Source organism: Burkholderia sp. MSMB1072, assembly GCF_001524725.1.
In the GTDB taxonomy this organism is placed as follows: domain Bacteria; phylum Pseudomonadota; class Gammaproteobacteria; order Burkholderiales; family Burkholderiaceae; genus Burkholderia.
On the sequence record NZ_LOYC01000009.1, the window covers coordinates 667,792 to 689,005 of the forward strand.

At 69.2% G+C, this 21,214-nt stretch carries 19 protein-coding genes; 9 read left to right on the plus strand and 10 right to left on the minus strand.

Going from position 1 to position 21,214, the window contains the following annotated elements; genetic code table 11:
* Positions 1-57: 57 nt before the first annotated feature.
* The 8 genes from WS89_RS04975 to WS89_RS05010 form a co-directional block, all read right to left on the minus strand.
* Positions 58-2,298 carry a tetratricopeptide repeat protein gene (locus WS89_RS04975; RefSeq protein WP_059789754.1) on the minus strand — a complete coding sequence of 747 codons (2,241 nt, stop codon included), beginning with the start codon at positions 2,296-2,298 and terminating at the stop codon, positions 58-60.
* 23 nt (positions 2,299-2,321) lie between these two features.
* Positions 2,322-4,565 carry a tetratricopeptide repeat protein gene (locus WS89_RS04980; protein ID WP_059789685.1) on the minus strand — a complete coding sequence of 748 codons (2,244 nt, stop codon included), beginning with the start codon at positions 4,563-4,565 and terminating at the stop codon, positions 2,322-2,324.
* 42 nt (positions 4,566-4,607) lie between these two features.
* Positions 4,608-6,830 (minus strand): tetratricopeptide repeat protein, encoded by a 2,223-nt coding sequence (locus WS89_RS04985; protein WP_059789686.1) that lies wholly within the window; start codon positions 6,828-6,830, stop codon positions 4,608-4,610.
* A gap of 178 nt (positions 6,831-7,008) precedes the next feature.
* On the minus strand, positions 7,009-7,677 hold the full coding sequence (locus WS89_RS04990) for a PulJ/GspJ family protein (protein ID WP_059789687.1): 669 nt from the start codon (positions 7,675-7,677) through the stop codon (positions 7,009-7,011).
* Positions 7,661-8,092: a type II secretion system minor pseudopilin GspI gene (gene gspI, locus WS89_RS04995; RefSeq protein WP_059500348.1), complete on the minus strand. Its 432-nt coding sequence runs from the start codon at positions 8,090-8,092 to the stop codon at positions 7,661-7,663. Before gspI ends, WS89_RS04990 begins: the two co-directional genes overlap by 17 nt.
* Before the next feature lie 294 nt (positions 8,093-8,386).
* Positions 8,387-8,593 (minus strand): hypothetical protein, encoded by a 207-nt coding sequence (locus WS89_RS05000; protein ID WP_034204546.1) that lies wholly within the window; start codon positions 8,591-8,593, stop codon positions 8,387-8,389.
* A gap of 304 nt (positions 8,594-8,897) precedes the next feature.
* A complete protein-coding gene (locus tag WS89_RS05005) occupies positions 8,898-9,497 on the minus strand; it encodes an alpha-ketoglutarate-dependent dioxygenase AlkB family protein (RefSeq protein ID WP_179949845.1) in 600 nt (199 codons plus the stop codon).
* Between the two features lie 167 nt (positions 9,498-9,664).
* Entirely contained in the window at positions 9,665-10,810 is a 1,146-nt protein-coding gene (locus tag WS89_RS05010; protein ID WP_059789689.1) for a metallophosphoesterase, read from the minus strand.
* 132 nt (positions 10,811-10,942) lie between these two features.
* On the opposite strand from WS89_RS05010, the gene WS89_RS34530 reads away from it, so the two are divergent.
* The 6 genes from WS89_RS34530 (at position 10,943) to WS89_RS05040 (ending at position 17,611) form a co-directional block, all read left to right on the plus strand.
* Positions 10,943-11,551: a hypothetical protein gene (locus WS89_RS34530; RefSeq protein ID WP_257128126.1), complete on the plus strand. Its 609-nt coding sequence runs from the start codon at positions 10,943-10,945 to the stop codon at positions 11,549-11,551.
* A 173-nt stretch (positions 11,552-11,724) separates the two neighbouring features.
* Positions 11,725-12,018: a hypothetical protein gene (locus WS89_RS05020; protein WP_012339766.1), complete on the plus strand. Its 294-nt coding sequence runs from the start codon at positions 11,725-11,727 to the stop codon at positions 12,016-12,018.
* Positions 12,015-13,064, plus strand: coding sequence for a multidrug transporter subunit MdtN (mdtN, locus tag WS89_RS05025; protein ID WP_059789691.1), 1,050 nt, complete (start codon positions 12,015-12,017; stop codon positions 13,062-13,064). Before WS89_RS05020 ends, mdtN begins: the two co-directional genes overlap by 4 nt.
* On the plus strand, positions 13,045-15,072 hold the full coding sequence (locus WS89_RS05030) for an FUSC family protein (protein ID WP_059789692.1): 2,028 nt from the start codon (positions 13,045-13,047) through the stop codon (positions 15,070-15,072). The genes mdtN and WS89_RS05030 overlap by 20 nt, the downstream gene beginning before the upstream one ends.
* The gene (locus WS89_RS05035; RefSeq protein ID WP_059789693.1) at positions 15,059-16,603 is read left to right on the plus strand and encodes a TolC family protein; all 1,545 of its coding nucleotides are present in this window, start codon (positions 15,059-15,061) and stop codon (positions 16,601-16,603) included. Before WS89_RS05030 ends, WS89_RS05035 begins: the two co-directional genes overlap by 14 nt.
* A gap of 300 nt (positions 16,604-16,903) precedes the next feature.
* A complete protein-coding gene (locus WS89_RS05040) occupies positions 16,904-17,611 on the plus strand; it encodes an MgtC/SapB family protein (protein WP_059500199.1) in 708 nt (235 codons plus the stop codon).
* A gap of 38 nt (positions 17,612-17,649) precedes the next feature.
* On the opposite strand, the gene WS89_RS05045 is transcribed toward WS89_RS05040, so the two are convergent.
* Positions 17,650-18,369: an autoinducer binding domain-containing protein gene (locus WS89_RS05045; protein ID WP_059500198.1), complete on the minus strand. Its 720-nt coding sequence runs from the start codon at positions 18,367-18,369 to the stop codon at positions 17,650-17,652.
* A gap of 73 nt (positions 18,370-18,442) precedes the next feature.
* On the opposite strand from WS89_RS05045, the gene WS89_RS05050 reads away from it, so the two are divergent.
* From WS89_RS05050 to WS89_RS05060, 3 genes are all read left to right on the plus strand, one after another.
* Positions 18,443-18,886, plus strand: a complete 444-nt coding sequence (locus WS89_RS05050) for a DUF4902 domain-containing protein (protein ID WP_059789694.1) — start codon at positions 18,443-18,445, stop codon at positions 18,884-18,886.
* A gap of 210 nt (positions 18,887-19,096) precedes the next feature.
* Positions 19,097-19,705 (plus strand): acyl-homoserine-lactone synthase, encoded by a 609-nt coding sequence (locus tag WS89_RS05055; protein WP_059789695.1) that lies wholly within the window; start codon positions 19,097-19,099, stop codon positions 19,703-19,705.
* 51 nt (positions 19,706-19,756) lie between these two features.
* Complete coding sequence (locus WS89_RS05060) at positions 19,757-20,521, plus strand: hypothetical protein (RefSeq protein ID WP_179949846.1); 765 nt, start codon at positions 19,757-19,759, stop codon at positions 20,519-20,521.
* A 181-nt stretch (positions 20,522-20,702) separates the two neighbouring features.
* Here WS89_RS05060 and WS89_RS05065 read toward each other — a convergent pair whose 3' ends face one another.
* Entirely contained in the window at positions 20,703-20,978 is a 276-nt protein-coding gene (locus WS89_RS05065) for a hypothetical protein (protein WP_059500194.1), read from the minus strand.
* Positions 20,979-21,214: the final 236 nt, after the last annotated feature.

A 21,214-nucleotide genomic window follows, 5' to 3' on the forward strand; every position in this document is an offset into this window, starting at 1 on the left:
TTACGGACCATTCCGGCCGCCGTGAAAAGGTCCGTAGCTTTTGTCATGGAAGGCCGGTCACGCCGATTGGGCACGCGCGCGAGCCGCCTCGGCGAGCGCGGCAGCCACCCGCTCGGCGACCGCCGGCCAGTCGCCGGGCCGCGCCTGCCGGAACAACCTCGCGGACGGATACCACGGGCAGTCGTCGCGTTCGAGCAGCCAGCGCCAGTCCGGCACGCGCGGCAGCAGCACCCAGACCGGCCGCCCGAGCGCGCCGGCCAGATGCGCGACCGACGTGTCGACGCTGATCACCAGATCCAGCGTGTCGACCAGCGCCGCCGTTTCGGAGAAATCCGTGAGCTCGTTCGCGAACGACAGCACGCCGCTTGAGGCGAACGCATCGGCATCCCGGGCCCGCACCTGTGGCTGCAGGCTCACGAACGTCACGTCGAGCGCACCGCACCCGACAAGCGGCGCGAGCGCGGCGAACGGTATCGAGCGGTTTTCGTCGTTCGCATGGCGCGGATTGCCGGACCACGCTAGCCCGACCCGCAATCGGCCCGACGGCGCAAGTGCATCGAGCCGCTGCACCCACGCAGTGCGCCGTCGCGCATCGGCGCGCAGGTACGGCACATCGGCCGGCACCGTATCGAGCGTCGTGCGGAACGCGTACGGCAGGCTCATCAGCGGACACTGCAGGTCGAACGCCGGCATCGGCTGCCCTTCGGTGACGACCCGGCTCACGCCGCGCAGCGTGCCGAGCAGCTCGCCGAGCGCGGCAGGCGCCTCGACGATCACGGTCGCGCCAAGGTCATGTGCGAGGCTTGCGTAGCGGCAGAACTGCAGCGTGTCGCCGTACCCTTGCTCGGCATGCAGCAGCAGCGTGCGGCCCGCGAGCGGTTCGTCGCCGGTCCACAGTGGCCGGTCGGCATGACGCCGGTGCAGCATCACGTCGGTCGCCTCCCAGCGCGCCTCGTGCTGCCGCCAGCCTGCGTCGAAATCTCCCGTGAGCAGCTGGCAGAACGCCAGCGAGCGACGAGCGGCCCCATGATTTGGATCGCGTCGGCATGCGTGCGCATAGTCGGTCAGCGCCGCGTCGTCGTCGCCGATGTGCTGGCGCGCCAGCGCACGCGTGAACAAGGCCTGCGCCGTGTCCGCAGGCGCGCCGGCCGCCGCCGCATGGCTCGCGAGCGCGTCGTCGTAGCGGCCGAGCTGCTGCAGCGCGAGCGCGCGGTTGTAATGCAGCTCCGCATGCGGGCCCGTCAGCGCCAGCGCGGCATCGTATTCGGCGAGTGCGTCGTCGAACCGGCCGAGCGCACGCAGCGCGGCCGCGCGGTTGCGGCGCGCGTCGATATCGTCGGGATTGCGTGCCAGCGCTTCCGCATATGCTTCGGCGGCTTCCGCATGACGCTCGAGCCCGAGCAGCGCATTGCCGCGCCCGACCCACGCCGCGACGTGGCCGCGATTCAGCGCGAGCAGCCGGTCGCAGCGCTTCAGCAATTCGTCGCGGGCGTGCAGCAGATCCAGCGCGACGCAACTCGCATATAGCAACTGCTCGTCCTTCGGCAGCCGCGCGAGCCCTTCGTCGAGACACGCGAGCGCGTCGGCCGGGCGGCCGAGTTCGGTCATCACGACGCCGCATGCGTAGACGAGTTCGGGCGTCTTGCCGCGCACGACCATCGCGAGCTGATAGCTGTGCAGCGCCTGCTCGCGATGGCCGAGTGCGCGCAGCGCATGCCCGCGCTCGATGTTCGCGGCCGCATCGTTCGGGTCGATCCGCAATGCGCGTTCGATGCTGATCAGCGCATCGGCGGGCCGTTCGAGCCGCCGCAAGGTCTCGCCGCGCTTGCGCCACGCGGTTGCGTGCGCCGGTTCGCGCACGAGCGCCCGATCGTAGGCCGCGAGCGCCGCGTCGTACTGCCCGAGCCCGAGTAGCGCATCGCCGCGTGCCGCATGCGACGGCGCATGGTCCGGATCGGTCGCGAGCGCTCGATCGGCGAGTGCGAGTGCGTCGCGATGACGGCCGACACCGGTCAGCGCCGCCGCGTGGTTCGCCAGATTCCACGGCTGGTTCAATCCGAACTTCATCGAACGCGCGATCAGCGGCTCCGCCCGTGCGGGATCGCCGAGCTGCAGATGCACGAGGCCGAGCAGGTGCAGCGCCTCGACATGATCCGGCGCCATCGTCAGCACGCCTTCGTAGAGCCGCCCGGCCCCCGCGAAGTCGCGCTGTTCGAGACGCGTGCGCGCATTGCGCAGCGCGTCGGCGAGCACCGCATGCAGCGGCATGGCCACGGCGCCCGGTACGGCGCCGGCCATCGGCGCGGCGTCGCGGCGCACACTCATCGCGCGCCTCCGCCGACGAGCGCCGGCAACTCGGCCGCGATCCGCTCGACGACGGGCGCCCACTGCCCGCCCTCGGGCTGGCGGAACAGCCGCGCCGACGGATACCACGGGCTGTCGTCGCGATCGAGCAACCAGCGGAAATCGGGCGTATGCGGAATCATCAGCGCGAGTGGCCGGCCGAGTGCGCCGGCAAGGTGCGCGACGGACGTATCGACGCTGACGATGCCGTCCATCAGCGCGGTCAGCGCCGCCGTATCGGCGAAGTCCTGGAGTGCGTCGCCGACGAAGCGCACCGCGCTCGCGTCGAGCACCGGCCGATCGTCGTCGCGAACCACCTTCTGCAGGCTGATCCACTCGTAACGGTCGTCGAACAGCGGCAGCAGATCCGCGAGCGTCATCGAGCGGTTGCGGTCGTTCAGGTGCAGCGGGTTGCCGGACCACACGACGCCGATGCGCGGCCACGTCGCTGCGCCGAGCCGTTCGCGCCACTGCGCGACACGCACGGGGTCGGCGGCCAGATACGGTATGCCGGCCGGAATCGACGCGAGGTCCGTGCGAAATTCGAGCGGCAGGCTCAGCAGCGGACAATGCAGGTCGAACGGCGGCAGCGGCTCGCCGCGCGCGACGAGCGTGTCGACGCCGTCGAGCGTCGCGAACAGCGTCTTCAGTTCGACCGGCGCTTCGAGCACGACGCGCGCGCCGAGCGCCTTCACGAGCGGGACGTAGCGACAGAACTGCAGCGTGTCGCCGAGCCCCTGTTCCGGGTACAGCAGGATCGTCTTGCCGTCGAGCGGCATCCCGTGCGTCCAGCGCGGCTGCGCGAACGTGCGCCGGCTCGCGTCGAGCTGCGTGTCGCGCCAGCGCCATTCGTACTCGGCCCAGCCGGCTTCGAAATCGCCGATCGACAAACACAGGAACGCACGCATGCAATGCGCGAGCACGTAGTCGGGATCGATGTCGATCGCATCCGCATACGCCTGCCGCGCGTCGTCGTGACGCCGCAGCGCGCGCAGCGCATTGCCCTTGTGGAAGTGCGCGAGCTTGTCGCGCGGCGTCGCGTCGATCACGCGCGCGAAATCGTCGAGCGCGGCCGCGTAGCGGTGCGTCTCGAGCGCTATGCGGCCGCGCGTGAACCAGGCCGGCACATAGTTTTCGGCAAGCGCCAGCGCGCGGTCGCACATGTCGCGCGCGTCGTCGTGACGCTCGACGCGCATCAGCGCACTCGCATAGTTGCACAGCACGCCGGGGCTACCCGGTTCCACGTCGAGCGCGCGCGCATAGCTGTCGACTGCGTCGCGATAGCGTTCCAGATGACTGGCCGCATTGCCGCGGTTCGCCAGTGCCCGTGCATGGTGCGGATCGATCGCGAGCACGCGGTCGCAACGCATGAGCGCCTCGTCGTGCCGGCCGAGCTGCTCGAGTGCGATCGAACTGTTGAAGATCGCATCGACGAAGGTCGGGCTCGCCGCGATCGCCGCGTTGAAATCCGCGAGCGCGCGCTCCGGCTCGTGCAGATCCAGATACGCGACGCCGCGCAGGAACAGCACCTCGGCACTGCCGGGCGTCTGCGCGAGTGCGTGGCCGTAGCTGTCGACCGCATCGCGGAAGCGGCCGAGTTCGCGCAGCGCGAGGCCGCGCCCGCGCATCGCGTCGAACGAACGCCCGGCCAGCGCGATCGAGCGATCGCAGTCGGCGAGCGCGTCGTCGTGGCGGCCGAGCGCGCGCAGCATGTCGCTGCGCTTCACATAGCCGTCGGCAAAACCGGGCGTCAGCGCGAGCAGCTGATCGTAGACCGCACACGCGTCGTCGTACCGCGCGAGTTGCGCGAGCAGGCCCGCACGCTGAAACAGCACGCGCTGATGGACGGGATTGATCGCGAGCGCTTCGTCGAGCCGCGCGAGCGCATCGTGCTCGCGCCCGAGCCCGGTCAGCACCGCCGCGTAATTCGCGAGCACGAGCGGCGCCGGCCGGCGCTCGATCGAGCGCCGCATCAGCGGTTCGGCATCGGCGAGCCGCCCTTGCTGGAAGCGCACCGCGCCGAGCAGGTGCAGCGCCTCCGGATGCTCGGGATCGAGCGTCAGCAATTCGGTATACGCGTGTTCCGCATGCTGCAGCGCGCCGTCGTGGTGTGCCTTGCGCGCACGCAAGAGCAGCCGGTCGAGTTGCGCGGCGTCGGGCGGACGGCGATCCGGCGCGACCGGCGCGCTCGCGAGTGTCGTCCCTTCCCCGTTCGGTGTCATCGTGTGGCCCCCACTTGTCGCTGTTCGTGTCGCGTGTCGTGTCTAACGTGTCATCGGCGCGATCGCGGCACGCACCGCGTCGATCGCGCCCGTCCAGTCGCCCGGCGCAGCCTGCCGGAACAGCCGCGCGGACGGATACCACGGGCTGTCGCCGCGGGTCCGCATCCAGCGCCATTCCGCGGGATCGGGCAGCAGCACCCACACCGCGTGGCCCAGCGCGCCCGCCAGGTGCGCGACCGCGGAATCGACCGCGATCACGAGATCCAGCGCGCCGATCAGCGCGGCCGTGTCCGCGAAGTCGCCGAGTTCGTCGTCGACGCGAAGCACCGGCGCCTGCGCGAGCAGCGCCGCGTCGCGTTCGCGCACGGGTTTTTGCAGGCTGATCCAGTCGACGTCGAGATCGAACAGCGGCGCGAGCCGCGCGAAATCGATCGACCGGTTGTGATCGTTGCGATGCTCCGGATTGCCGGCCCACGCGATCCCGATCCGCGGCCGGCGCCGTTCGCCGAGCAGCGCCTCCCACTGGCGCGTGCGCTGCGGGTCGGCATGCAGATAGGCGCCGGCAGACGGAATCGTGGCTTCATCGGTGCGGAACGCGTGCGGCAGGCTCAACAGCGGCGCCTGGCAGTCGAACGCCGGCAGCGGATCGCCGCGCGCGATCACGTCTACCGCTCCGGGCAGCGAAGCCATCAGCGCGCGCAATTGCGGCTGCACCTCGAATACGACCCGTGCACCGCGTGCGGCCACCAGCGGCACATAGCGGCAGAAATGCAGCGTGTCGCCGAACCCTTGTTCCGCATGAATCAGCACCGTCCGGCCGTCGAGCGGCGTGTCGCCCTGCCACGCCGGCTGCGTGAACGGCCGGTAGTGTCGCGCCAACTGCGCGTCGCGCAGCCGCCATTCGTACTCGGGCCAGCCGCGCGCGAAATCGCCTTCGATCAGATACAGCGACGCGCGCGCGAAATGCGCTTCGGCGTAGTCGGGACGCAGCGCGATCGCGCGGTCGTACGCGGCGAGCGCGTCGTCCGGGCGCGCCGTTTCGAAATACAGGTTGCCGCGGTTGAGCCAGTTCGTCGCATGATCGGGACGCAGCGCGAGCGCACGGTCGAGCGACGCCATCGCTTCGTCGTAGCGATGCAGGTCCTGCAATACGTTGCTGCGGTTGGTCCAGGCTTCGGCGAACCCCGCGTCGCGCGCCAGCGCGGCGTCGTAGCTGGCCAGCGCGTCGTCGTAGCGTTTCAGGTAACGCAACGCGGTGCCGCGGTTGCACAACGTCTCCACCGAGTGCGGAGCGAGCGCCAGCGCGCGCGCATAGGCCGCCAGCGCATCGTCGTAGCGCTTGAGCTGCAGCAGCGCGTTGCCGCGACTCGCATGGGCGCGGACATGATCCGGATCGAACGCCAGCACGCGCTCGCAACGGGCCAGTGCCTCGTCCGCGCGGCCGAGCCGTTCGAGCGCGACCGCGCTGTTGTAGAGCACGTCGATCCGCGCGGGATCGGCCGCGATGGCTTCGTTGAACGCGTCGAGCGCCTCGCCCGGTCGATCGAGATCGATCAACGTACGGCCGCGCTCGGCCATGATCGCGGCCACGCCGGGCCGGATCGCGTTTGCGCGTTCGAAGCACTGCAGCGCATCGGCCGGCCGCTGCAGCTCGCGCAGCACGAGACCGCGGTTGAACCACGATTCGAACGAGCGCGGATCGACCATCAGTGCGCGGTCGTAGGTATCGAGCGCCTCGTCGAAGCGGTGCAGCGCACGCAGCGCGCTGCCGCGATTGCACAACGCATCGAGGACGAGCGGCGACACCGCGAGCGCACGGTCGAACGACGCGAGCGCGTCGCCATAGCGTCGCAATCCGAGCAGCGTGTTGCCGCGGCGCACGAGCGTCTGCACGTCGTCGGGCGTCGTGTGCAGCGCGGCCGCGAAATGCTCGAGCGCCTCGCCCGCACGGCCGCGCTCGCCGGCGATCGCACCGAGATCCGACAGAGCGCGCGTACCGGGGGCGATCGCGATCGACTGGCGCAGCAACGCTTCGGCGGCGTCGGCCGCGCCACGCTGGAACTGCAGCACGCCGTACAGGTGCAATGCCTGAGGGTTGTCCGGCTCCTTCTCCAGCACGGCGAGATAGTCGCGCGCCGCGTCATCGAACCGTCCGGCGCTGTGCGAGTGTTGTGCGCGGCTCAGGATCGCCGCCGATTGCCGTTGACCGCGCGCATCGAGTCCCGACGCGCCCGCGTATGCATCATGCCGGTGCTCGACCGTCACGTTCGCCCCCTTCCCGTTTGCCGATGCCGCCGCCGTCCCGGTTCGATGGAGCCGGTCGCAGCGGTCATGCTCGTCACGAGACTAACGGACGGGTAATAACAGACGTATGACGAAAGTTACGGACCATTTTGTCCGGGGGACGGATCGCGTTGCGCGCCGCAAGCGACCCGCGCCGCCGTCACTGGCCGATCGGGATCGTCCGCACGTATTCGACTGCCGGCGCGCCCATCGTGACCGCGAAACGCACGCCGCGCGGCAGCGGCATGCCGAGCGACGTGATGTTGCTGACGCCGTGCTGGGCGAGAAACTGCGCATAGCTCTGCTCGATGGCCGTCTGGCTCGTCGTCCATCCGCCCGGCGGAATCCACACGGAAAGCTGCATCGTCCGCGCATCGTTGCTGACCACCACGCGCGCGAACGCATCCATGTGCTTCAGTGCATCCTCCACGTCGGCCAGCGACGCGAGCGGCTGCGACGCGCTGCGCACGAGCTCGCGCCCCTTGAGCTGGTAGCGCACGACCTGCATCTGCGCCGGTCCGCCCCCGACGCCGAGATGGCGCACCATCACGAGCTCGTTCGGCCGGATGCGCAGCGGCGGCCCGAACACCTCGTCAGCCGTCACGAGGTTGATCAGGTCGAACTGCAACTGGGAGAAATAACGGCCGAGCAGACGCGTTTGCGCCAGATTCGACGCGATATCGTCGCGCCCGCGAATCGTCGCGTCGAGGCCGCGCCACGACAGCAGCGCGATCACGGCGAGCAGCGCGATCGCGACCAGCATCTCGATCAGCGTGAAGCCGCGGGCACGGGCGCGCCCGGCCCCGCGACGTTCAGCGGCGCGCTTCATTCTGGATCACCGTGACGACTTCGGCGAGCACGTTGCGGCTCGATGCGGACGGATAGACGCTCACCGTCACGCGCCGCACGAGCGGGCTCGGCAGCGCGGCCACCGACTGGCGGCACACGAAACGGTAGCGGCCCTGCGGGCACGCGAACGTGTTCGCGCCGACGGATGGCCAGGCCGATGCGATACGGATCTCGCCGAGCGCGTTGTCGGCGCTCCACAACGCGAGTAGACGCATGCGCGCCGTGTCGGTGTCCGACGCGAGCGCGCCGATCGCGCGCATCACGGCGCCCAGCGCCACGGCCACGATCGCCAGCGCGATCAACACCTCGATCAGCGTGAATCCCCGTTCCGGCGCCCGCGTCGGGCGCGGTCCGCCGCACGCAGGGTGGTGGTAGTCGGTTCTGTCGTCGCACATGACCTGCATCATTCTCGTCGATGGGTCGGCGTCCGGCGTCCAAGCCGCGGCGCAGGCCGCGTCGCCAGCGCGACGGACGCCATGCCCGGACGTTAAGCGCGACGTATGGCACGCACGTGTCGAATGGTACGGACCATTTGGCGCGGCGGGCACGGGCGAACAGGCGCGCCGGCCCGCGCGATGCGCGCATCGCGCGGGGCACGAGACGAAAGACGGAAAACGATCGGGAAAGTACCGGCCGGCCGCGAGCGGCCGACGGTGAAGACGATCCTCGGGCGGGATCGCGCGACGGCGTCAGGCCGTCACGGCGGCGTCATATTCGGCGCGGGCGAGCTGGCCGGCGGCGTATGCCTCGGCTTCGCCGCGAAAGCCTTCCCGGCTGAACGCCACGACTTTCACGCCGACGCCGGTCGCCCGCTTCACCGTCAACGCCCATTGCCATCCGCCGTCTTGCTCGAAGACGTGCAGCGAGGGTGCGAAGGAAGGGTCGAGTACGGTCACGCGTTTTGCTCCTGCCCCGTTGCGCACTGCATCGGCAGCGCACGGAGGCATATCGAAAAGGTCGCGCCGGCACGCCGACGCGTTTCTGTCATTCGACAGTTTATTCACGGATTGTTGCGACGCACCATCAGAGGTTTCACTCACCTATCGGAACCGGGCGGTTGATCGCATCTACCCGAAAGCCTTGCGGGACGGGCCTCAGCGGCACGCCGAGCCGCCCGGCATCGCGTTCGTGCGGCAACGTGCCGCACGCCGGGCCAATTGCTTGCATCGCCCTTTCGTGGCCCGGGAAACGGGGCGCGATCTATCCGCCCATCATCGACACGCGCCGGAAGGTCAGGTTCACGCGTTCGCCCTGCACGGCCGGCGCCTTCGGCACGCGGTGCTGCCATTCGGCCTGCGTGCGTCCGCGCATCACGAGCAGGCTGCCATGCACGAGGCGGTACGCATGCGTGACGCCGGTCGCGCGATGGCGAAGATCGAACACGCGCATCGCGCCGAGGCTCACCGACGCGATCACCGGCGCATCGCCGAGTTCGGGTTCGTTGTCCGCATGCCAGCCGAGGCTGTCCAGCCCGTTGCGATAGCGATTGAGCAGCACGCTGTTGAAGCGCACGCCGCACGTCGCCTCGACCGCATGCTTCAGCCCGAGCACGGCCGGCGTCCATGGCTCGGGTACGTTGCGGATGCCCGAGTACACGTACACGGCATCCGGTTCGCCTTGCCACGCGGTGAGCCGCGGCAACGGAATGCGTCCGCGCGGCGTGCGAATCGTGTCCTGCCGCCACGCGACCTCGTCGATCAGCGCGGCCAGCGCGCGATCGGCGTCGGGCGGTGCGAGCCAGTCCGGGTACCAGTCCACGTCTGGCACGGGCGTATCGGCGAAGAGATCGGGCGTGGACATGTCGGCAGGAACGAGTGAGGAACGAAGCGAACGACGCATGTCTGCATACTAGCCAACGGCGCCGCGCGCCGCCATGCGCTGTCATTCGTAGCCGAAAGGCCGAAAGGAAGCCGCGGTGCATCGCGATGCGCGTTCGTATCGCGCGACGGCCGCCTCCCTGCCATCGGCTAGCCGCGCGTCAGTCGAATCAGCGCGATCTCGGACGGCACGCCGAAGCGGTTCGGCGGCCCCCAGTAGCCGGTGCCGCGGCTCGTATACAGCCACATGTCGCCGAAGCGATTCAGCCCGCCGATCACCGGCTGCTGCAGTCGCACGAACGGCGGCCACGGCAGGAACTGGCCGCCATGCGTGTGCCCCGACAGCTGCACGGTAAAGCCCGCGCGGTTCGCCGCTTCCGCGCTGCGCGGCTGGTGCGCGAGCAGGATCTTCGTGCCGACGTCGCGCGGCGCACCGGCCAGCGCCTGCGCGGGGTCGCTGCGATGGGCGGGATCGAATCCGCCCGCCGTGAAATCGGTGACGCCCGCGAGCACCGCCCGCGCGCCGCCGCGCTCGATCAGCACGTGCTCGTTCAGCAGCACCGTCAGCCCGATACGACGAAACTCGTCGATCCACGCATGCGCACCCGCGTAGTACTCGTGGTTACCCGTCACGAGGAAGGTGCCGTGCCGCGAACGCATCTCGCCGAGCGGCGCCGTGTGTTCGCGCAGGCGCTTGACCGAACCGTCCACCACATCGCCCGTCACGACCACGAGGTCGGCGTCGAGCGCATTGACCGCACGCACGATCCGTTCGATGTAGGGCCGCTTGATCGTCGGCCCGACGTGGATGTCGGACAGTTGCACGATCGTCAGCCCGTCGAGCGCGGCCGGGAGCCCCGCGACCGGAATCGACACGCGCTTGACAGCCGCCGTGCGGCGCGCGCCGACGAACCCGATCGCGGTCACGAGCACCGCGGCCGCCAGCACGCCGAGCGCCGTGTCGGGCGCGGCGCCGCTCCACGCGCCGTCATGCCCGAGATGCCGCCACGCGAGCACACCGAGCAGCACGATTTCGCGCAGCAACGTCAGCACCAGCAGCGACGAGAAGAAGCCCATCGCGAGCGCGCCGGCCCAGCCGACCAGCGTCGCCGCCCATCCTTCGTCGAAGCGGCGCGAGAACATGCCGACCGGAATCAACACGACGAAACTCGCCAGCACGAGCGCCGCGATCGTGCGCGCGAGCGGCGACACGAATGCGTCGGGAATGATCCGCATCCCGACATACAGATGGAACAGCACGCCGATTGCAATGAACCGGACAAAGAAACTTCGCATGGAACGTTCGCCTTCGTTGCACTACCGCTTCCGCGACGCGCGTCGCACGGGCCGTGATGCCCAGTGCCGCGTGTCGCGCCATACGCACGATGGTACACAGATCCCGGCCGCGACGACGGGTCGCGCCCGGCGGTGCAACGCCGTACGGCTTCGCGCGATGATCGGCCATCCACCCGGCGTCGCGGCCATGCATCGACGCCGTTCGTCGCGACGCTCGACCGCGACGCCATCGGCCTGCACGACGCGAGCGCGATCCGCGCCTTCCCGAAACGCGCGGCCGCCGGCATGCAGCGCATGCCGCGTGGGCGCATCCAGGTCAGCAACTTCGAGACGGCCTGCAGGATGATCGTCGAGAACGTCGGCGTACTGCCCGCAGGCACCGCGCGCCGTCATGCGAAGACGATGGCGCTGCGCCTCGTCGCGCTCGAAGGCGACCGGGCGAGCGCCGGTTGCAGATCCGCGTCGCCGATCCCGATGTGCTGCCGCGCTTCGCACGCGATCTCGTCGGCCTGCTCGTCGAGGATGCGCGCGGTCAGCCGAACCAACCGGATTCGCACGGTTCGAGCAGCAATCGGCGATTTGCGTGCCGATTCCGCTGTGCCCACACGGCAAATTCCGCTGCGCGATTTTCGTCTGACGATCCTTTACAGTCCGTTAGCAACCCTACGCGAGCAGCTGCTGGCAGAATCGCGGCGGTCCGGCCACCGCTGCCGACCCGCACTGCCGGACCGTCCGGCATGACCGACGGCGCGGCCATGGCCAGCCTCGCTCCATGCCGTGAACGCGTGCCGGATCGCTGGCGATCCGTATCGCGCTGATTTATGATCGGCTCCGTATCCCGGAATCGTCGTCGCGGCGACGATCCGCATTGCGCCGCGCCCGGCATCCACCCTCAACGTCGAGCTCGTCACATCATGAGAAAAACAACGCCGCGCGCGCCCCTGCGCGTCGCCGCCGTCCTGGCGCCCGCCCTGCCGCTCGCGGGCTGCGCCTCGCGCGGTGCGCCGTCCTACGTGCTGTTCGGCGCGTACTTCCCGCTGTGGCTCGTCAGTGCGATCGTCGGCATCGTCGGCGCGATCGTCGCGCACCGCGTGTTCGTCGCGACCGGCTGGGCCGCGACGGTGCCCTACCAGCTTGCCGTCTGCACCGCGATCGGGCTCGTGGTCGCCGTGATCGTCTGGCTCACCGGCACGGGGCCGTTCGCATGAAGGCCGCCGGCATCGCCCGCCCCTCCGTCAAAGGCCGCGTGATCGCGCTCGCGATCGTCGCGCTCGGCATCGCGGCGCTCGCGTACGCGTACCACCGCACGACGGCCTACCCGTCCACCGACGACGCGTCGATCGACGCGGACGTCGTGCACGTCGCGTCGCCGGTCGGCGGCCGCATCGTGCAGCTCGCGGTGCATGAAAACCAGCGCGTCGCCAAAGGCGACCTGCTGTACGTGATCGATCCCGTGCCGTACCGGCTGAGCGTCGCGCAGGCGCAGGCCGATCTCGAGCTCGCGCGCGCATCGCTCGACACGCGCCGCCGCTCGCTGATCGGCGAGCGCTCGAACGCGTCCGTCGCCGCCGAGCAAGTCAAGCGCGCGACGCAGAACTACGATCTCGCGACCCGCGACGTGAACCGGCTGGCACCGCTCGCCGCGCAGGGCTACGTCAGCGCGCAGCAGTTCGATCAGGCGAAGGTGCGCCAGCGCGACGCGTCCGTGTCGCTCGCGCAGGCGCAGGAGCAGCAACGCGCGTCCGCGCAGACGATCGGCGACGATGCCGACGCGATCGCGACGCTGCATGCGCGCGAAGCCGCGCTGGCCCGCGCGCAGCATGCGCTCGACGATACGGTCGTGCGCGCGCCGCACGACGGGCTCGTGACGGGCCTGAGCGTGCTCCCCGGCGAGACCCTCGCGCCGAACCAGTCGATCTTCACGCTGATCGACGCGAGCGAATGGTTCGCCGTCGGCAATTTCCGCGAGACGTCGCTCAATCGCATCGCGGTCGGCGACTGCGCGACCGTCTATTCGATGATCGACCGCGACCGCCCGATGACGGGCAAGGTCGTCGGCATCGGCGCCGGCATCGCGGACAGCGACCGCATCAACCTGCCGCGCTCGCTGCCGATCGTGCAGCGCTCAGTGAACTGGGTGCACGTCGCGCAGCGCTTCCCCGTGCGCGTGAAGCTCGACGAACCCGACGGCAAGCTCGTGCGTGTCGGCGCGAGCGCGATCGTCGAGGTCCGGCATGGCTCGGCCTGCCGCTGAGGTCCGCTCGCCGGGCCCGCGCGAAGTCCTGCGGCAGCTCGCGCCGTTTCCGGGGCGCGCGGCCATGGCCGTGCGCGTCGCGCTGATCTGTGCGCTCGTGGTGCTCGTGACGAGCGGATACGGCACGCCCGAAGCCGCGATTTCCGCGTATGTCGTGTTCTTCCTGAACCGCGCCGATCGCGTGACGAGCGCCGTGCTCGCGGTCGCGATGCTGTTGCTCGTCACGCTCGTGATCGCGCTCGTGATCGGCGTCGCGATCTTCAGCATCGAGTATTCGGTGCTGCGCGTCGCGTACATGGCCGTGTTGTCGGTCGGCCTGCTCTACCTGACGTCCGCCAGCAAGCTGCGCCCGGTCGGCGCGATCCTCGCGATGATCGTCGGCTTCGGGCTCGATCAGCTCGGCCTCGCGCCGGTCGGCGAAGCGGCAACGCGCGCGCTGCTCTATGCATGGCTGATGGTCGCGATCCCGGTCGGCGCGGCGATCGTCGTCAACCTGCTGATCGCACCGTCGCCGCGCACGCTCGCGCATGCGCAGCTCGCGAAGCGGCTGCGGCTCGCCGCGCGGCGGCTGCGCGACGACGACGACGCGCGCGCCGCGTTCGACGCAAGCCTGCGCGAAGGCGACAAACAGTTGCTCACGTGGCTCAAGCTGTCGAAGCTCGAAGGCTCGTCGTCGGGCGCCGATGTCGTCGCGTTGCGGCAGGCCGTCGCGTCGAGCACCGCGCTGCTCGTCGCGGTCGCGCTTGCCGATCGCGAACCGGAGGCGCGACTGCCCGACGCATTCGCGGCGCCGATCGCGGCGACGCTCGACGAGATGGCCGCGATCCTCGAACAGGGCGGCTATCCGGTCGACGTGACGCTCGCGCTGCCGGCCGCCGATGCACTGCCGCCGCTCGCACGCGTCGTCGCGACGGACCTGCACGCCGCGATCGCGCAATTCGCGCAACCGCCCGCCATCGACGCACCGGCCACAGCGACCGACACCGCCGACGAACCGGCGGAAGCCACCGCACCACCCGCCCCGCGCGGCGGCTTCTTCGTGCCCGACGCGCGTACCAATCCCGACCACATCCGCTATGCGCTGAAGACGACGGCAGCCGCCATGTTCTGCTACCTGCTGTACTCGCAGCTCGACTGGTCCGGCATCCATACCTGCTTCATCACCTGCTACATGGTGTCGCTCGGCTCGACGGCCGAAACGGTCGAGAAGCTCACGCTGCGCATCGCCGGCTGCATCGTCGGCGCGCTGATCGGCACCGCCGCGCTCGTGTTCGTCGTCCCGTCGCTATCGTCGATCGGCGAACTGATGGCGCTCGTCTTCGCCGGCGCGTGGCTGTCGGCGTGGGTCGCGTTCGGATCGCCGCGTATCGCATACGCAGGCTTCCAGGTCGCGTTCGCATTCTTCCTGTGCGTCATCCAGGGCGCGGGCCCCGGCTTCGACCTGACGCTCGCGCGCGATCGCACGATCGGCATCCTGCTCGGCAACGTCGTCGTGTATCTCGTGTTCACACGCATCTGGCCGGTCAGCATCGGCAAACAGATCGACACGGCGCTCGCGGCGCTGCTCGACCAGTGGCGGCGCGTTGCGCAGATCGCGCAGCCGGCCGAACGGCGCGCGCTGGCCGCCGAAGCGTTCGCCCGCCACGGCGCGATCTCGCAGGAGCTCGGCCTGATCCATTACGAACCGTCGTGGGTGCGGCCGGCCGCGACGTGGCTCGCCGCACGGCGGCGCGCGCTCGCGGAACTCGGTGCGATCGAAGGCCCGCTGTTCCTGCTCGCCGAACGCAAACCCGGCGACGCGGCGATCGGCGCGCAACTCGCGCGCGTGACTGCGCTGGGCGACGACGAAACCGCGCCCCGCACGGATGCCCCGCCGCCGCCGGGCGCCGCCCCCATCGACCCCGCGCGCGACGCGCTGCTGAACCTGATCGACACGCGGCTTGCCCATGTCGCCGACGCCGCCCGTCAAGCCACACCGAAGGAGCCTGCCCGTCATGCGTCTACCTGAACCGCCGGCCGCCTCGATCGCCGCCGTCGCGCTCGCGACCGCGGTCGCGCTGGCCGGCTGCGCGACGTCGTCGATCGATCTGGCGCCGGAGGCATCCGACCGCCCGTGGCAGCCGCAAACGTCGGCTGCGGGCGACATCGTGGCCGCGCCGCCGCGCGCTTCCGCGCAAGGTGCACACGACTACACACTGCCTGCATCGCCGGCGCTCGCGTCGGTTCCGGCTCCGGCCGCACTCGATGCCGCGCATGCGTACACGCTGCCCGAGCTGATCGATCTCGCGGAATCCGCGAACCCGCTGACCCGCATCGCATGGAACGACGCGCGCAACGCGGCGCTCGCGGTCGGCCTCGCCAAGTCCGCGTATCTGCCGCGCCTGTCGGCGACGGCAATGGGCGCGTACCAGGCGAACCACGGCTCGACGTCGACGATCCTCGGCGATTCGTCCAGCAACACCACCGTGCACGGCACGATTTCGGCGCTGTCGCTGCAATGGCTGCTGTTCGATTTCGGCGGCCGCGCGGCGCGCGTCGAAGCGGCCGAACAGGCGTCGATCGCGTCGAACGTCGCGTTCACGGCCGTGCACCAGCAGGTCATCCACGACGTGACGGTCTCCTACTACCGCTACGAAGCCGCACGCTCGCGCGCGCTCAGCGCACGGCAGGGCCTCGCGAACGCGGATGCGATTCTCGCGGCGTCCCGCGCGCGGCTCCAGCACGGCGTCGGGACGGTCGTCGAGCTCGCGCAGGCGACGCAGAACCGCGCGCAGGCGAACCTCGCGCTCGTGCAGGCGAACGGCGCCGAAAGCGACGGCTACCTCGCCCTCGTCTCCGCGCTCGGCATCTCGCCGCTGTCGAAGCCGACGATCGCCGCGCTGCCGAAGCGGCCGCTGCCGCCCGCGCTCGGTTCGTCGGTCGACGCGATCGTGGCGGACGCGATCGCGCGCCGTCCCGATCTGCAGGGTGCGTTCGCGGTCGAAAAGGCCAATCGCGCGAAGATCAAGGCCGCGCAAGCCGCATTCATGCCGAAGATCTTCCTGTCCGCGTCGACGTCGTATGCGAGCGGCGGCACGTCCATCTCCGCGCTGCCCGCGATCGGCGACCAGGCGCCGACCGTCAACCTGAACGGCAGCCGCTACGGCGGCGGCGTATTCCTCGGCGTGACGATCCCGCTGTACGACGGTGGTCTGCGCTCGGCCGTGCTGATGCAGGCGCGCAACGACGCGGAAAGCGCATCCGCGCGCCTCACGCGGACCAAGGAGGAAGCGGTGCGCCAGATCGTCGCCGCGCAGAACGCGGTACAGACGAGCCTGGCGTCGCACGACGCCGCGAAGGCGCTCGTCGATGCCGCGCAAACGAGTTACGACGCGGCGCTGACCGCGTACCGGAACGGCGTCGGCTCGGTCACCGACGCGACGATCGCGCAAAGCCAGTTGCTCGCCGCGCGCAACGCGGAGGTCGACAGCTATGCCGGCGCATTATCGGCCGCCGCCGCGCTCGCGCTCGCGACGGGCACGATCGGCTCGGCGCAGTAGCGCCGCCAGGCGGTTGACGCGGGCGCGCCCCGCCCACTAGAATGCCGCCCATTCTTCCTTCAGGAACCATCGTGGACAGTTGCAGCACTCCGTTGCGTGCGCCGCTTGCCGCCTGAACGCCTGTCCGCCGCAGTTCTCCTGCCTTGGCTCGCGTTCCGCGAGCCGCACGCCATCCGTTTCACATTGAACGACGCATTCGCGCGGTACAGTACCGCGCGATGACGGCTATCGCCGCGTCGCCTTCGGCCTTGCGTCGCGGCGACGCCAGCCGGCATGCGCTTCTCGCACGGCAGGACAACCATGACTTTCGATTTCGCACTCCGCCTTTTCACCGCGTTCGCCTGCGGCGTCGCCATCGGCCTCGAGCGCCAGATGCGCCAGCGCACGGCCGGCCTGCGCACCATCACGCTCGTCGCGAGCGGCGCGTGCCTGTTCGTCACGCTCGGCGTGCTGACCGGCAACGGCGTCGCGGGCGTCACGCAGATCGCCGCGTACGTCGTGTCGGGCGTCGGCTTTCTCGGCGGCGGCGTGATCATGCGCGACAAGGGTTCGATCCAGGGTATCAACACGGCCGCGACACTGTGGTGCTCGGCTGCCGTCGGCGTGCTGTCCGGCTCCGGTCACTACGCGCCCGCGCTCGCCGGCACGGGCGTCGTGCTGCTCACCAATACGGTGCTGCGCGGCGTCAGCCAGGCCATCAACGCGACGCCCGTCTCGAATGCCGACCTCGTGCGCGAATACCAGATCACCGTGATTTGCCTCGCCGCCGACGAAGTGCACATCCGCACGCTGCTGTCGAACGCGATGTATGCGAAGCCGCTGTCGTTCCAGAGCCTCACGAGCGAGGACGTGCCCGAGCAGCCGGACCGGCTGAAGGTGACCGCGACGCTGAAGCTGCATCCGAAGGATCAGCAGAAGCTCGAGCAGATCGCGAGCCGGATGAGCATGGAGAAAAGCATTTCCAGCGTGAGCTGGACCGCGAAGGAAGCGGAGCCGATGATGGAATGAGCCGCGCGGCGGCCGCCGCATCCGGCGCCGCCGTCGCGTCAGGGCGCTTCGATGAGCCCGGCCGAGATCGCCTTGACGACCGCCTGGACCTTGTTGGTCGCGCCGAGCTTCTCGAGGATGTTGTTCACGTGGAAGTTGACCGTCCGCTCCGAGATGCTGAGGATCTGGCCGATTTCGCACGCAGTCTTGCCCTCGGCCGTCCAGCACAGTACCTCGCGCTCGCGCGCGGTCAGCGTGACGCCCGCCGCGGGCGACAACTTCGGCACCATGAAGCGGCTCATCAGCGAATGCGACAGGTTCGCGAGCCAGTTCGTCTGCAGCGTCAGCATGTTGATCTCGGCCGGCGTCAGCCGGTCGGCATGACGGGCGATGCTCAGCAGGCCGAACGCGCCGCGCGCCGCCCAGCTCGACTGCGCGACGCCCACCGACAGCCCGAAATCGCGCGCGTCCTGCCACAGCGGGCAGGGCTCGATGTTGTCGACGTCGGGCCAGACGATCATGTTGGTGCTGAGCGCGCCATCGCGAACCGTCGAGTCGATCTCGATATAGTTCTGCGCCTGATAGTGCGCCATCCAGCCGTCCGGATAGGTATTGAAGATGGCGACCGCCGGCTTCGAAACAGGCAGCGGTACGCGAATGCCGTAACAGCAGTATTCGAATCCCAGCCGCTTGGAATAGGCGGCGATCCGCTGGAAGAGCTGCTGCTCGTCTTCCGCGGCGCTGAATTGTTGGTAGGCATCCTGCCAGCGCAGTTCCATTCTTTCTCCGACAACGTCACGCTGTCATACTTGTCAGGTTCCAGCACCCGTTCGAGGCTGATACATTCCGCGCATGACTTCACCCTTGCTGCATCCTGTCCCCGGCCCGTCCCCGGACGGCTACGTACGCCTGTCAGAAGGCGCACTGGCCGCGCTTGTGCTCCACCATGTCGCGAGCGGCCTCGACCCCTCGTTGCTGGCCGAACTGCGCGACAACGCGATCGATGCCCGCCTCGCCGGTTATACCGAATGGCATCGCGCCGCCGGTGCCGGCGTCGCGTACGTGACGGTCGGCTGGGACTGGTACCTCGAACGCGCGACGGGCACGTTCGTGATCGCGGGCGGCGATGTCCGCAGCAACGTGATGGCCACCGACGCCAAAGGCGCCGACATCGGCATGTTCCGCACGGCAGCCGCGCTCGCCGCACGGCTCGCCGCCATCGACTGGCCTGCCGCGGTCGCGTCGGCCCTGCTCGGGCACAACGACGCCTATCATGCCGGTCCCACGCTCCAGTGACAACCGGCCGCACATTCCTCTGACGATTTTGCGAGACTGGCGCTCTTTATAAGCAAAAGCTGCCCGGTTTTCAATCCCGTCGATCAAGAAACCGTTACCACCGCGCAAATGGCGTCTTTACGCCGTCACCCTGTAAGAGTTACCAGTTACAGGCTCCTCGTGCCACGCGCTGTAATGGATGCATACAAAAGCACAGATCCGAGGACATCCATGCAGACCTTCGTTCACGAGGAAGGGCGGTTGCCATACGAACTCGCGGCGGATCTCGGGCGCTATCGGCGCCGCGTGTTCGTCGAACAGCTCGGTTGGGCGCTCCCGTCGGCGAACGAAAGTTTCGAGCGTGACCAGTTCGATCGCGACGATACCGTCTACGTGTTCGCGCGAAACGCCGACGGCGACATGTGCGGATGCGCGCGCCTGCTGCCGACGACGCGCCCGTATCTGCTGAAGTCGCTGTTCGCCGATCTGGTCGCCAAGGACATGCCGCTGCCGCAATCGGCCGCCGTCTGGGAGTTGTCCCGATTCGCGGCGACCGACGCCGAAGGCGGCCCGGGCAATGCCGAATGGGCCGTGCGCCCGATGCTCGCCGCCGTCGTCGAATGCGCGGCGCAGCTCGGCGCGCGACAGCTGATCGGCGTGACGTTCGCGAGCATGGAGCGGTTGTTCCGCCGGATCGGCATACACGCGCACCGTGCAGGCCCGCCGAAGCAGGTGGACGGACGTCTGGTGGTCGCGTGCTGGATCGACATCGATCCGCAAACGTTTGCTGCGCTAGGAATCGAGCCGGGGCAGGCCGCCCGGCAAGCTATCGCCGCCTGAGCCGGAACGCGCATTTCCGTCCGGGCGGCATCGTAACGAAGGAGAACCAACGTGGACCAGTCCCAGGTCTTTCGCGCGATGATGCCCGGATTGACGAGCGCCGGCGGCGCCCGCATCGCGGTCGCCTACCCGTCGTTTCCCAGGCCATTGCCGCTCGTGCGGCTCGATCGCCGCGGGCTCGTGTTTCGTGCCGCCGGCGCCGCGCCACTCGTATGCGGGCTGCCGCGTCCGGCCACCCTGCTGGTCGCGGACGAGCCGCTGTGCTCGCTGCGTCTCGTGATCCGCGACATCGCCGCGACCGGCGACGGTCGGCACGACCTGACGATGCAGCCGTCCGGCGCCGCCGGCGACGAATTGCTGTGGCACGCGTTGCGCGATCGCGAACCGTACCGGCGAATTCGGCATCCGCTCGCGCCGGTCGATCCGCCCATCGCGATCGACCGCGAACCGCATGCGCCGGCCGGCGAAACCGCTGCGCGCCCGTCGCGCAGCGCGGCTTTCCGCCTGCCGTGCCACAGCGACGCACTGTTCTTCGCGGACTGGCTCGAATATCACTTCGACGAATTGCGTGCGCTGTCGCAACAGCACGGGCCGCAACTGCAACTCAATCAGCTCGAACGACAGGTTGACGATGACGAGGTCGGCGTGCGTTTCGTGTACGACATCGACGGGCATGCGACGCGGCTCGCGTTGACCGACTGCGCGCGCGAGGCGTGTGCATGGATCGAGACGGAGATGCGCAACAAATACGCGCTGCCCGTCGCGCAAGAGCGGTTCGGCGGGTTCGCGGCGCACGCACGGGCCGCCGGCATGTGAATGAGGCCATGCCGCGCGGCGGCAAGTTGTGCGGATACAACGAGAGCTTGCAAACGTTCGGGTTTTCCCTTAAATTTACGTCTGTCTCCTCCATGTCTCCAAACATGGATTCAGCCCGCTCAAGCAGCGGGCTTTTTTATTGCCTGCGCGGATTGCGGGGCCACATCGTTTTCCGTTCCGGCTAGCCGGCCGGGCGCAGCCAGTAGTGATGCACCGCAAATATCAGCGCGACCGCCACAACTATTATTAGCAGCAGGTACAACCAGCCCTTCCTGGTCGACGGCAGGTCCGTCAGGGCGCCGACGTCGCCCGTCAGCGCCGCCAATGCGACCACCGCCAGCCCGGCCAGTGCCAACGTCCCCTTTGCCAGCCATCCGAAAGCGGCCTCCAGGCCGACCGCCCATCGCGACTGACGATACGGTCCGGCAACCGGCCGACGAAGATCGGGCTTGTCCATTCGTCACCTCCCTACCGGCATGCGCCTATCTGCGCGTCGTACGGCAGGTGCGGCGGAACACAAGAATTCGAATGCTTTGCAGACGAGTCGCCGCTGCGACGCGGGTGGGCACACGGGATCGAGAAGCGTCATGTTTTTTCTTTCGCGAGATGAGGCTCGACAATTCGATCCGTTTGCTCAGGCCGGATCGATATCGTTCGATACGGCAAGTATCGCCGGAAACACGATCCGCTCGC